The sequence below is a fragment of the Paraburkholderia sp. BR10872 genome, from assembly GCF_040965835.1.
GTDB classification, from domain to species: domain Bacteria; phylum Pseudomonadota; class Gammaproteobacteria; order Burkholderiales; family Burkholderiaceae; genus Paraburkholderia; species Paraburkholderia nodosa_A.
In genome coordinates, this window is sequence record NZ_JBFRCN010000031.1 from 87,924 (window position 1) to 100,250 (window position 12,327).

At 68.0% G+C, this 12,327-nt stretch carries 12 protein-coding genes; 7 read left to right on the forward strand and 5 right to left on the reverse strand.

The genetic code is table 11. The features are described from left to right. Positions 1–11: 11 nt before the first annotated feature. The 5 genes from ada to AB4Y43_RS23380 all read left to right on the forward strand — a co-directional run bounded on the left by ada (position 12) and on the right by AB4Y43_RS23380 (position 5,529). Positions 12–1,172 carry a bifunctional DNA-binding transcriptional regulator/O6-methylguanine-DNA methyltransferase Ada gene (ada, locus tag AB4Y43_RS23360; RefSeq protein WP_368728893.1) on the forward strand — a complete coding sequence of 387 codons (1,161 nt, stop codon included), beginning with the start codon at positions 12–14 and terminating at the stop codon, positions 1,170–1,172. A 5-nt stretch (positions 1,173–1,177) separates the two neighbouring features. Beyond that, complete coding sequence (locus AB4Y43_RS23365) at positions 1,178–2,191, forward strand: DNA-3-methyladenine glycosylase (protein WP_368728896.1); 1,014 nt, start codon at positions 1,178–1,180, stop codon at positions 2,189–2,191. 184 nt (positions 2,192–2,375) lie between these two features. Beyond that, on the forward strand, positions 2,376–3,998 hold the full coding sequence (gshA, locus tag AB4Y43_RS23370; protein WP_342949145.1) for a glutamate--cysteine ligase: 1,623 nt from the start codon (positions 2,376–2,378) through the stop codon (positions 3,996–3,998). Between the two features lie 220 nt (positions 3,999–4,218). After that, positions 4,219–4,701: a hypothetical protein gene (locus AB4Y43_RS23375; protein WP_069264528.1), complete on the forward strand. Its 483-nt coding sequence runs from the start codon at positions 4,219–4,221 to the stop codon at positions 4,699–4,701. Positions 4,702–4,821: 120 nt separating this feature from the next. Next, positions 4,822–5,529: an OmpA family protein gene (locus AB4Y43_RS23380; RefSeq protein ID WP_069264526.1), complete on the forward strand. Its 708-nt coding sequence runs from the start codon at positions 4,822–4,824 to the stop codon at positions 5,527–5,529. 64 nt (positions 5,530–5,593) lie between these two features. Here the strand turns inward: AB4Y43_RS23380 and AB4Y43_RS23385 are convergent, their stop codons facing one another. Next, the gene (locus AB4Y43_RS23385) at positions 5,594–7,150 is read right to left on the reverse strand and encodes a DHA2 family efflux MFS transporter permease subunit (protein WP_069264522.1); all 1,557 of its coding nucleotides are present in this window, start codon (positions 7,148–7,150) and stop codon (positions 5,594–5,596) included. Between the two features lie 150 nt (positions 7,151–7,300). Next, positions 7,301–7,825: a MarR family transcriptional regulator gene (locus tag AB4Y43_RS23390; RefSeq protein WP_342949148.1), complete on the reverse strand. Its 525-nt coding sequence runs from the start codon at positions 7,823–7,825 to the stop codon at positions 7,301–7,303. 228 nt (positions 7,826–8,053) lie between these two features. On the opposite strand from AB4Y43_RS23390, the gene AB4Y43_RS23395 reads away from it, so the two are divergent. Together AB4Y43_RS23395 and AB4Y43_RS23400 are read left to right on the forward strand one after the other, a co-directional pair. After that, the gene (locus AB4Y43_RS23395) at positions 8,054–8,383 is read left to right on the forward strand and encodes a hypothetical protein (RefSeq protein ID WP_342949149.1); all 330 of its coding nucleotides are present in this window, start codon (positions 8,054–8,056) and stop codon (positions 8,381–8,383) included. Positions 8,384–8,544: 161 nt separating this feature from the next. Beyond that, a complete protein-coding gene (locus AB4Y43_RS23400) occupies positions 8,545–10,140 on the forward strand; it encodes an efflux transporter outer membrane subunit (protein WP_342949150.1) in 1,596 nt (531 codons plus the stop codon). A gap of 45 nt (positions 10,141–10,185) precedes the next feature. Here AB4Y43_RS23400 and AB4Y43_RS23405 read toward each other — a convergent pair whose 3' ends face one another. The 3 genes from AB4Y43_RS23405 to gspL form a co-directional block, all read right to left on the reverse strand. Then, the gene (locus AB4Y43_RS23405) at positions 10,186–10,965 is read right to left on the reverse strand and encodes a type II secretion system protein N (protein WP_342949151.1); all 780 of its coding nucleotides are present in this window, start codon (positions 10,963–10,965) and stop codon (positions 10,186–10,188) included. 55 nt (positions 10,966–11,020) lie between these two features. Further along, on the reverse strand, positions 11,021–11,524 hold the full coding sequence (locus AB4Y43_RS23410; RefSeq protein WP_342949249.1) for a type II secretion system protein M: 504 nt from the start codon (positions 11,522–11,524) through the stop codon (positions 11,021–11,023). 11 nt (positions 11,525–11,535) lie between these two features. Further along, the coding region (gene gspL / locus AB4Y43_RS23415) for a type II secretion system protein GspL (protein WP_368728894.1) at positions 11,536–12,327 on the reverse strand (792 nt) is incomplete at its 5' end.

The following is a 12,327-nucleotide window of genomic DNA, read 5'->3' on the forward strand; positions in this document are numbered from 1 at the left end:
TGAAACCAGCGATGAAACCCGCCAAACCGAGCCAGACGCCAGACAGCGAGTGGACGAACGACGCCGACCGCTGGCAAGCCGTCACGTCGCGCGACGCCCGCGCCGACGGCGCGTTCTTCTACGCCGTGCGCACTACCGGCGTGTTCTGCCGCCCGTCGTGCGCGTCGCGGCTGCCGCGGCGCGAGAACATCGAATTCTTTGCCGAGGCCGACGACGCGCGCGCCGCCGGCTATCGCGAATGCAAGCGCTGCCGCCCGGGCGGCCTGCCGCGCGAGCTGGAAATCGTGCGGCGCGCCTGTGCGGCGCTGGACGCCGACCCGCAAGAGCGGCTCACGCTCGCGCAGCTCGGCGAAGCCGTGCACCTGAGCCCGTTTCACCTGCAACGGCTCTTCAAGCGCGTACTGGGCGTCTCGCCACGCCAATACCAGGCGGCGCGGCGCGGGGCCGTGCTGCGCGACGCGCTCGGCGAGGGCGCCGACGTCACGCGCGCAAGCGCCGACGCCGGTTTCGGTTCGTCGTCGCGGCTCTATCACAGCGTGCCGGGCGAGCTCGGCATGGCGCCTTCCGCCTATCGCCGCAAGGGCGCGGGGCTGACGATCCACTACGCCGCCACGCCCACGCCGATCGGCTTCGTGCTCATCGCGGCAACAGAAAAGGGCATTTGCCGGATCGCGTTCGGCGACGATGCCGCGACACTCACCGCCGCACTCACGGCCGATTTCGCGAACGCGCAGTGCATCGAGGACAAGGCCGCGATCGCGCCGTTTGCCGCGCAGATCGACGCGTATCTGCACGGCCGGCGCGAGCGTTTCGATCTGCCGCTCGACATTGCCGCGACGGCGTTCCAGCAGCGCGTCTGGGACGCACTCCAGCGCATTCCCTACGGCGAGACGCGCAGCTACTCGCAGATCGCCGAAACGCTCGGCGCGCCGCGCGCGGTGCGGGCCGTGGCGAGTGCGTGCGCGTCGAATCCGGTGGCGCTGGCGATTCCGTGCCATCGCGTCGTGCAGAAGGGCGGCTCGCTCGCCGGTTATCGCTGGGGGCTCGAGCGCAAGGCGGCGCTGCTCGACAGCGAAGCACGCGCATCGCAAGGTGCGCAAAACGGTGCGAAAAACCCGAAAAGCAGCCGTTCGGCCCCGAACCGCGCCGACGCGCCGGAGACCGCCACTTGAGCGCCATCGCCTCGCAAACCGAAGCACAAACCAGCGCGCCGACGCACAGCGCCACACTCGAGCTGCCGTTTCGCGCGCCCTACGACTGGCCCCGCGTGCTGCGCTTCTTCAGCGGGCGCGCCACACCGGGCGTCGAAGCGGTGGAGGACGGCGCGTGGCTGCGCGCGATCGATTTCAATGGCGCGAGCGGCACGCTCGCCGTGCGCCGTCACGCGCGCAAGCATTGCCTCGTCGTGCAGATCGACGGACCCGTGAGCGCGCATGCGGCGGCGCTCGCCGCGCCGCTCTCGCGCATGTTCGACCTGCAGGCCGATCCCGCCGCCGTCGCCGCGCATCTGCGCAGCGACCCGTGGCTCGCGCCGCTCGTCACAGCCGTGCCGGGGCTGCGCGTACCGGGCGCGTGGTCTGGCTTCGAGCTCGTGGTGCGCGCGATCGTCGGCCAGCAGGTCAGCGTGAAAGCGGCGACGACGATCATCGGGCGCCTCGTCGAACGCGTGGGCAAGCGCATCGACGACCATGCGCACGCGCGCACTGCGTGGCGCTTTCCCACGCCCGCCGCGCTCGCCGCCGCCGATCTCGCGGGCATCGGCATGCCGGGCAAGCGCGTCGCCGCGCTGCAGGGCTTCGCGCAGGCCGTGGCGAGCGGCGCGGTGATCATCGAACGCGACTACGCGCAGAACGATCAGGAGAAGCCGCGCGGCACGCGTCAAAGCAGACAAATCGACGCGATCGCACCGGAACCCGCCGATCTCGACACCATGCGCGCGGGACTGCTCGCGTTGCCCGGCATCGGACCGTGGACCGTGGAATACGTCGCGATGCGCGCGTGGCGCGATGCGAACGCGTGGCCCGCGACCGATCTCGTGCTGATGCAGGCCATCGCGGCGCGTGACCCGGCGCTCGTGCGCGCGACCCAACAGCGCGCCCGCACTGACACATGGAGCCCCTGGCGCGCATACGCGGCCATGCATTTGTGGAACGAAATTGCCGATCGCGCGGGCGCGGCGCGCGGCGGCTAGGGCAGCGCCGGAAAGGCGCGCCATCACCGCGAGAAGCGCGCGCCGACGGGCCAAAACCCCGCCCGAGGCAGGCCCAAGCAGGTCTTTCGGCGAGATGTTAAAGTGCCCGCTACCGAAAAGAATCCCGGCCGGCGAGCGCGCGCCGCACAGCACTGCGCCGCCGGCCCGAGCCCGACTTGCCTCAATGTCAGACACGACCTCTACACGCACGAACGACGTTCTCGCACAGCGCCTTTCCGTGCTGGGCGACGGGCCACATCGCGGCGCGCTCACGCGCGGCCTGCGCGGCATCGAGAAGGAGAGCCTGCGCGTGACGCGCGACGGCCGTCTCGCCATGACGCCGCACGCGGCAGCGCTCGGTTCGGCGCTCACGCATCCGTCGCTGACCACCGACTATTCGGAAGCGCTGATCGAGATCATCACGCCTGCCGAGCCCGATGCCTCGATCACGCTCGCGCAACTCGACGAGCTGCACCGCTACGTCTATGCGGTACTCGCGCGTGACGGCGAGATGCTCTGGAACGAATCGATGCCGGGCCTCCTGCCCGACACCGACGACGGCATCCCCATCGCGCGCTATGGCAACTCGAATATCGGCCGCCTCAAGTACGTGTACCGCATGGGCCTCGCGCTGCGCTACGGCCGCACGATGCAGTGCATTGCCGGCATCCACTACAACTACTCGCTGAGCGACGAGGTGTGGCGCGTGCTGCATGCGCATCATCAGTCCACGGCCTCGCTCACTGACTATCAATCGGAGCGCTACCTCGCGCTGATCCGCAATTTTCGCCGCACGAACTGGCTGCTCATGTACCTGTTCGGCGCCTCGCCCGCGCTCGACGCGCGCTTCCTGCGCGGCCGCGAGCACAAGCTCGAAACGTTCGACGCCGACACGCTCTATCTACCGTATGCGACGAGCCTGCGCATGAGCGATCTCGGCTACTCGAACACGACGGGCCAGTCCGCCTTGCGCGCCGACTACGACACGCTGGCAGGCTATCTCGACGCGCTCGCGCAGGCCGTGAGCCAGCCGTATCCGCCCTACGAGGCGATCGGCACGCATCGCGACGGCGAGTGGGTGCAGATCAACACGAACGTGCTGCAGATCGAGAACGAGTTCTACTCAACGATCCGCCCCAAGCGCGTGACGCATCCGGGCGAGCGGCCTCTGCATGCCCTTGCCGCGCGCGGCGTGCAGTACGTCGAGGTGCGCTGCATGGACATCGACCCGTTCGAGCCAACCGGCATTTCGCTCGAGACCGCACGGTTTCTCGACGCCTACCTGCTCGCCTGCGCGCTCGATGAAAGCCCTTTCCTGCCTGCCGACGCCTATGCCGAATCGAATGAAAACTTTGGCCTGGTGACGAAGGAAGGGCGCCGCCCGGGTCTCGCGCTCAAGCGCGACGGCAAGGACGTGCCGATGCACGAGTGGGCCGAAGCGCTGTTCGAGAAGATCGGCCACGCAGCCGCCGTACTCGACGCGGCGCACGGCAGCGACGAACACACGCGATCGCTCGCGACACAGCGCGCGAAGCTGGCCGACCCGTCGCTCACGCCATCGGCGCGCGTGCTGCAAGCCATGCGCGATAACAAGCAGTCCTTCCTGCAATTTGCACGCGCACAAAGCGAGCGCCACGCAGCGCAATTCCTCGCGCGTCCGCTCGACGCCGAGGCCACGGCGGAGTTCGAAACGCTCGCGCGCGAGTCACTCGCGGAGCAGGCGCAACTCGAGCGCGACGAAGTCGGCTCGTTCGACGCGTTCGTCGCCGCCTATCGCGCGTATACGCTCAATCGCTTCAGCGTCTGAGCCGCCGCCGGTGCGCCGCTGCGGCGCGCACTCATCCCATCGAGATTTGTCCCGGGCACCGCATTTGCTCGCAACACCAGCGTGCAGATGCGGTCCAACCAGGGTAGGCGCCGCGTTACCGAAGCGCGCGGATGACGGGCGCGCCGGACGAACGAAGCTGAAAACACCAAAAATGCACGGGCCGCGCGCAATGCGGCTCACTCTGGGAGGAATCCACGCGATGAAACGAATTCTTGCGATCCTGCTGTGCGCGACGGCTGCGGCCTGCGCGTCGCGCGGGCAGGTCAATCCTGATGTCATGCAGATCGCGACCGCACCGCTCACGTGTTCGGACAAGACGGAATGCGATCTCTGGTGGCAACGCGCCCAGGACTGGGTGCGCAGTCATTCGAAGTACGAAGTGCAGACCGTGACCGACACGCTGATCCAGACGTCGGGCCCGGGCGGCGGCCGGCGTCTGCTCGCCTATGAAATCACGAAGCAGGCCAACGCCGACGGCACGGCCACGATCGGCTTCGCCGCGCATTGCGACAGTTCGCTCGGCTGCAAGCCCAACCCGTGGTCGGCAGGCGCGGCGTTCAAGCAGTACGTGCGAACCGGCGTCGATGCGCCGATTCCCGGCGATACGACCACAGGCGCAGGTGGCGACACCGCCGGCGTGAGCGGCGCGGCCGTGGCGGAGCCGGCTTCGAGCGCGCATTGATCGGCGCATGCCGATTTGGGCATTGTCTGATTGAGGGAGGGGTTGAGGAACCCGTATCTTGGGCTGGTTTCGGCCCGTGTGGTCTGGGCCGTTCATCCTCAACCACCACTCGAATCGACAATGAAACTGCGCTTTCTGTCTGCCAGTGCCGCGGCTGCCGTCATCGCCGCCGCCGCTGGCTGCACTACCGCCTCAGGCCCTACCCACAATCTCGACATCGTCACGCTCGCTAACGGCTCGCAAGCGTATCGCGTGCAATGTCTCGGCCTGTTCGAAAGCTCCAAAACCTGTATGGCCAGGATGAACGAGACCTGCGGCAGCAAGACGCCGCTACGCGTCTCGTCGGTGGATCGCGCCGTTGCCGGCTTCAAACCGGAAGACGACCCGCGTGAAATCACGTTCATCTGCCAGCCGCCGCAGTCGCCGGCACCGGCGCCGGCACCGATCGGCGAGACGCCGCCCCAGGTTCAGCCGCGCACGATCACGCTGAACGCCGACGCCAACTTCGCGTTCGACAAGGCCGATCTGCTGCCCGACGGCAAGCGCAGGCTCGACCGGTTCGTCACGGAAAGCAACGATGTGAACATCGGTACGGTCGTGATCGACGGCCACACCGACTCGGTCGGCTCAAAGGCCTATAACGATCGCCTCTCGGTGCGCCGCGCCGAGTCCGTTCGCCGCTATCTCCAGTCGCGTGGCCTCCACGCCGGCCAGTACGAAGTGCACGGTTATGCCTTCTCGAGGCCGCTTGCGTCGAATGCCACAGCTGAAGGCCGCGCGAAGAACCGTCGCGTCGAGATCCAGACGAGCGGCATCACACAGCGCTAGCAACGCAGCGCATCGCGCACCCGGTCGCCCGCGGCTTCGAGCGGGCGGCTCTTTCGCGGGACCGTCAATGACCCATTGCCGGTCCCGCGCCTTTTTTCGGCTTCGTCACCCACACCAGCAGAGCCAGCACGACAAACATCGCGCAGGAAATGCGGAAGAAGTCGTTGGTGGCCATCATGTAGCCTTGCGTCGTCACGACGTCGTTGAGCTGGGCGGTCAGGCTTTGCCCCGCGAAACCGAGGTTCGCGAGCGCGTCCTTGTAGGCGACGGTGTTCGGCGAAGACTGGGTCACCGATTCCGACAGCACGGCATGGTGATAGATGGCGGCGTCTTCCCAGAACGTCGTACTCGCCGCCGTGCCGATCGCGCCCGAGAGCGTGCGCAGAAAATTCGAGAGGCCCGCGGCGCTCGCGAGCCGCTCGTCGGGAATGCTGGAGAGCGTGATGGTCGTCATCGGCACGAAGAAGCACGCCACGCCGATGCCCTGTACGAGGCGCGGCAGGATCACGTGGTCGAACGGCACGTCGAGTGTGAACGTCGAGTTCCAGAGCGAGACGAGCGCGAACACGATAAAGGCGAAGCTCGCGACCATGCGCAGATCGAGCCGGTGCATGTTGCGTCCGATGAGCGGCGAGAGCACGAGCGCGAGCAGGCCCACCGGCGCGGTAGCCAGACCCGCGAGGCCCGCCGTGTAGCCCATGACAGTCTGCAGCCAGAGCGGGAAGATCACCACCGAACCGAAGAAAGCCATGAAGCCGAACGAGATGATCATCGCGCCGAGCGCGAAATTGCGGTCGCGAAAGAGCGAGAGATCGACCACGGGCTCCTTTTCCGTCGCCTCCCACACGAGCATGAACGCGAGCGCGACCACCGCGATGATGGCGAGCGTGACGATGAACGTCGAGTTGAACCAGTCGCGGTCCTTGCCGAGGTCGAGCACCATCTGCAGGCACGACACGCCGATCACGAGGAGCGCGAGGCCCACGGCGTCGATGCGCTGCTTCGTCGTTTTCGTCTCGCGGCCGCGCAGCAGCAGGTACGCGCAGATGCCCGAGAAGAGGCCGATCGGCACGTTGATATAGAAGATCCACGGCCACGTGTAATTGTCCGTGATCCAGCCGCCCATCACCGGTCCGAAGATGGGCGCGACGATCACGGTCATCGCCCAGAGGCCGAGCGCGAGGCCGCGTTTGGCGGGCGGGTAGGAGCGCATGAGGATGGTCTGCGAAAGCGGGACCATCGGCCCGGAAACGAGCCCTTGCACGAGACGGAATGCGATGAGCGTCTCGAAGTTCGTGGCGAAGCCGCAGGCGGCCGAGGCCAGCGTGAACAGCAGCACGGAGAGCGTGAAGAGGCGCACTTCGCCCACGCGGCGCGCGAGCCATCCGGTGAGCGGCACGGCGATCGCCGAGGCGACCGAGTACGACGAGATGACCCACGTGCCTTCGCTGTTGGCGACACCGAGGTTACCCGAGATGGTTGGCACCGCTACATTGGCGATCGAGGTGTCGAGCACTTCCATGAAGGTCCCGAGCGCGAGCCCGACTGTGAGGAGCGCGAGCGTGCCGCCGGAAAACGGTGCGGGTTCGGCCTGCGCGGGCACCGCGGTAGAAGCTGCCATGTTCCGTGTCCTTGGTGAGTCGGCCGTTGCTGCCGCTCCACGGGAGCAGCGCACGCCAGCTTGTTATTGCGTGTCTGTGCATTTTCTGCCCAGACAGTGATTGGATCAAACTACGCCAGGTGTTGCGCTGCCGCGCACCGTGCGCCGTTGCTAGCCGCCGTCTTCCTGCGCCGGCGCTTCTGCGTCCTTGCCGGCGCCGATCATCGATCCGCACAGCGGTGTGGTCGAGCCGTCATTGGCGATGAAGCGTTGCAGCAAATGAATCAGCGTCGCGACTTCTTCGGGCGAGAAGCCGCGTAACTGCTCGGACATCTCCGCGGCAATCAGGTCGGGCAATTGCTGCGCCGCCGCGCGCCCCTGGTCCGTCAATGCGAGTTCCACGACCCGGCGGTCCGCCTGGCTGCGCTGCCGCTCGAGAAAACCCTTTTTCTCCAGCCGGTCGAGCATGCGCGTCATGGAGCCGGTGTCGTACGAGAGCGCGCGTGACATCTCGTTGGGCGTGCTGGCGCGCTCGAACCACAATAAAAGGATCACACCAATTTGCGAGGATGTGAGTCCAAGCGGTGCGACCGCACGGTCGATGCGTCCGGCCAGCACGTTGCGCGCGGTAGAGAGGAAATAGCCGAGACTTGGCTCGACGCCCAGACTCGCCGGGACGAAAGGTCCGTCGCTCATGGCAGTTCGCTTTCCAGCATCTCAAAAAACGAGCGGATTATAACGGGTTACTTCGCTGCTCAGGCAGATAAATCAGCTAGCAGGTCGCGGTCGCCTCTGTCGCCGCGATCGGCGCATAAAAACAACAGTCGCATTGATGCGCTGCAAAGTATGTTGTGATTTGATTGCATAGTCAATATTATGACAGGCAACCAGTTTCGTTCTTCTACGTCCACCCGTTTCCGCACCATGCTTTTTCTCATCAACGCGCTTGGCGGCCTTGGCCGCTCCGTCACCGACACCGCCCGCCTCGCTTTCGCCAAGGCCGGTGAGTCGTCGCGCTGGCGCAAGCTCGCGTTGTATGCGGCCATGTTCGCGCTGCCGGGCGGCTCGATCGCGGTGGTGGCCGTGGTGTGGGCGCAGCGCCGGCGCGCGCAGCCCGAACCCGCCGCCGCAAGCGCTGTCATGGCGGCCACGTCCGCGGCCGCAACCGCAGCAATACCGGCAGCGGATGCACCCGCGTGCGGTGGCGGCCAGCTCGCCTGCCGCGCACCGAAGCGCCGCCGTAACGACGCGTAACCTGTGCGTCTCACGCCGTAACACCCGCGAACCCTTCCAACGCGTAAGCTTTCGGATTCCGTGCAGTGACTAGCGTGTGCGCTACCATTGCCGCAACGCGACAACCCCGTGCGCGACCGGCCGCCCGAGCGCGCGCCGGTTGCATCGACAGGAATCCTTGCATGCCTTGCCGTTTCGTCCGCTCCGGCGCGACCACTGGACCCGCCGGGTCTGTGGCGCGCCGCGCGCCCAAGCCGCTTTCCATCCTGACGCTGTGCGCGGCCGCTGCGCTCACCTTCCAGTTGACCGGCTGCGCCGTCGGCCCCGACTATCACCGGCCCAGCGCTGCCGTGCCCGCTTCGTTCAAGGAAGCGCCCGAGGGCTGGAAGGTCGCGCAACCCGCCGATACCACCGACCGCGGCGCCTGGTGGCTGATCTACGACGACGCGCAGCTCAATGCGCTGATGGACCAGCTCAACACCAGCAACCAGACGGTCGCGCAATCTGCCGCCGCCTACCGCCAGGCGCGTGCGCTCGTGGGCGAGGCGCGGGCGGCGTACTTCCCCGTGATCAGCGGCTCGTTCGCCGGCACGCGCTCGTACACGCCCACGCGCGTGGCCAACTCGAGCCGTGGATTGTCGAGCGGCAGCATCAACAACAACGTCAACCTCGGGCTCGACGCCACCTGGGAACCCGATCTCTGGGGCAAGGTGAGCCGTACGGTCAGCTCGCAGGAGGCGAGCCAGCAGGGCGCCGCCGCCGATCTCGCGAACGCGCGCCTGTCGGCCCAGGCCACGCTCGCGCAAACCTACTTCACGTTGCGCTCGCTCGACGCGCAGCAGAAGCTGCTCGACGATACGGTCGTCGCGTACCAGAAGTCGCTGCAGCTCACGCAGAATCAGTACGCCCAGGGCGTGGCGGGCCGCGCCGACGTGATCCAGGCGCAAACCCAGCTGCAATCTGCGCAGGCTTCTGCGATCGACAACGGTGTGGCGCGCGCCCAGGACGAGCATGCGATCGCCGTGCTGGTCGGCCAGCCGGCCTCCACGTTCTCGATCCCGCCGTCGCCGCTCGCCGCCACGCCGCCCACGGTACCGCTCGCCATGCCTTCGGCGCTGCTCGAGCGCCGGCCCGACATCGCCTCGGCCGAGCGCAAGGCGGCCTCCGCCAACGAGCAGATCGGCGTCGCCATCGCGGCGTACTTCCCTACGCTCACGCTGTCCGCGAGCGGCGGCTTCGAAAGCTCGGTGATGTCGCAGCTGCTGCAGCTGCCTTCGCGCTTCTGGACGCTCGGGCCGTCGCTTGCCGGCACGATCTTCGACGCCGGGCTGCGCAAGGCCCAGACCGAGGCCGCGCGCGCCGCCTACGACCAGCAGGTGGCCGCGTACCGGCAAACCGTGCTGGCCGCGTTCCAGGACGTGGAGGACAACCTCGCTTCGCAGCGCATCCTCGGGCAAGAGGTCGGCGTGCAGCAGCAGGCGGTGGAGTCGGCGCAGCATGCGCTCGCGATCGTGACGAACGAGTACAAGGCGGGCACGACCGATTTCCAGAACGTGCTTTCCGCGCAGGCCACAGCCTTTACCGCGCAGCAGAAGCTCGTGAGCATCGGCGGGCAGCGCATGGTGTCGTCGGTGGGGCTCGTGAAGGCGCTGGGCGGCGGCTGGGATGCCTCGCAGATGGATCGCGAGACCGGCAGCGTCGCCGCGCCGGCAGTGGTTTCGGCCGCTTCGGCCCCAGCGGCAGCGACGACGGCTACGGCGGCCGCCCAGCCGCAGTAAGGCGTATGCACCCGCGCAGGCGGGCGCACGCTCAGACCACGAACCTCAGCGCATGAACGTCAGCGCGACGGTGCCCGGCCCGACCGGCCGGCCCAGCAGGTTCAGCAGGCCCGCCAGGTTGTCGCGCTGATCCGGCGCCGCGCTCGCGGTGCCCTGAAACGATGCCGAAGCCCGCGAGAACGAGCCGCGCCCCTCGAGCATCAGCGGTCCTTTTTGCGTCGAGAGCTCGAGCGTCGACGTCGCCCCTTGCGCCTGCAGCACCACCTGATACGTGCCGAGCGGCTTCACGAGCGAAACGCGCGAGCTCATGTCGGCGAGCGAGACAGTCAGTCGTCCGAATGCATCCGTGCCGAACACGCGCCACGGGCTCCACGCGAGCCGCACCTTGCCGTCCAGATCGAGCGTGTTGAAGGGCGCGCCGAGACCCGCGAGCAGCGACGCCGGCACCGCGATCGTGCCCGCGCTCACGTTCGCGCCGCGCAACGACGCATCCACCGTGACCGGGTCGGGCATCGCCTCGGTCTGCAGCATGTCCATGCGTACGCGCGCGACGAACAGCGGCCAGAACGCCGTACGCCAGACGATGCGCCCCGGCAGCAGCGTTGCGCCGCGTGCGTCCTGGCCCGCAGCGAGCATCAGCGTGGCGGAGCCGTGCCAGAGCGAGCCTTCCGGGTCGATCAGATTCACGTGCCCCTGAGTCGCGCGCGCGAACTGCGGCGCGATCCAGGCCGCGGGCAAGCGGGCGAGCAGCACGACAGCGCTCGACAGCAGGCCCACGATCAGCCAGGGCAACGCGGCGCGCAGGCGCCGCATCCAGTAACTCATTGCGTATTTCTCCGGCGATTCTCATTGCGCGCTTTTCGATGCGCGCTTTTTCTTCTTAGTGCGTATTCGCCGGTTGCAGCGAGGCCGTCAAGTCGACCTGGCCATCGGCCTTCAGCGCGGTGATGTGCGCCTCGACCACCTGCACCTTGAACTGCTTGCGCACGTCGTCGAGCCACGCGGTCCACGCCGGAAACGACACGTTCTTCATCTGCACCTGCACAGTCGTGCCGATCAGCTGAATCTGCGCGCCCGTGAGCGAGTGATCGGCGAGCGAGGCGGTGACTGCGTCCTTGAGCGCCTGGCCGCCCGGCGCCACGCTGGCCGCCGCGCCAGCCAGCGAGCGCGCCTCGTCGGCCTCGGCCGTCATCTGCGCGAGTTCACGCTGCATGCCGGGCAGGCTCTGACGCAGGCGCGCGCGGCCGTCGGCGGCGGGCTGCCACAGCACCGACCACCCGATCGCCAGCGCAAGCACCGCGCCGCCCCACGTGAGCAGCGTCTTTTCGCGCGTCGAGCGCGCCTCCCAGAAGTTCGTCCAGGCCTCGGCCCACGCGCCGCTCATAGCCGTTGTTTTCACGATGCGCTCCTGATGGTCCATTTGCCCGTGCTGGCATCCACCGTGCCCGCCAGGCCGTTGCCCGCGAGGCGTTTCGCGAGATCGGCGTCGACGTTGACGCCTGGCTTGAAGGTCACGTCCAGACGCCGGTCGTGATAGTCGAGGGCCGCGATGCCGTTCGCGGGCACCGGACCGAGCGAGCGCGCGAGCCCGTCGGAGAGCGCGAGGAAGTCGTCAGGCGAGGGCTCGCCCGCGGCCAGGCGCAACTGCTGCAACTGGCGCGCCATCTGCCCGGCGGGATCGAGCACGACGGTCGTCTTCGGGAACGCGTTGAGGAGCAGCTCGGTCATCTGCGCGCTGATCGCGTCGCGCTGGCGCGCCATCATGAGCCACTGGATATTCGCGCCGACGACCGCCACGACGAGCGACGCCGCCACGAGCACGATCGGCACGCGCAGACGGCGCAGCGTCGCGCGGTCGAGCCGCCACGGCTGCGAGGCGAACTCGAACTGGCAGAGGTCGAAGCGGCAGGCAAGCGCGCGGCGCGCGAGCGCCTCGAACGTGAGCGGCTGCGCACCCGGCAACGCGGCGGCCAGCGACGCGCGCGCGGCGGCGCTCACGGGCTCGCCCGGCAGATGGGTGAGGACGTAGCCCGAAACCGGCGCGCCGCCGGCGAGCGCCGTGACGGTAGCGGCGACGCTCGCGGCAGGCACCGCGAAGCCCTCGGCGAGCGCGCCGCGCACGATCGCGAGTTCGAGCGCCGCTTGCGCCGTAGCGGCCGCCGGCTCGGGCGCGACGCCGGGCAGCAG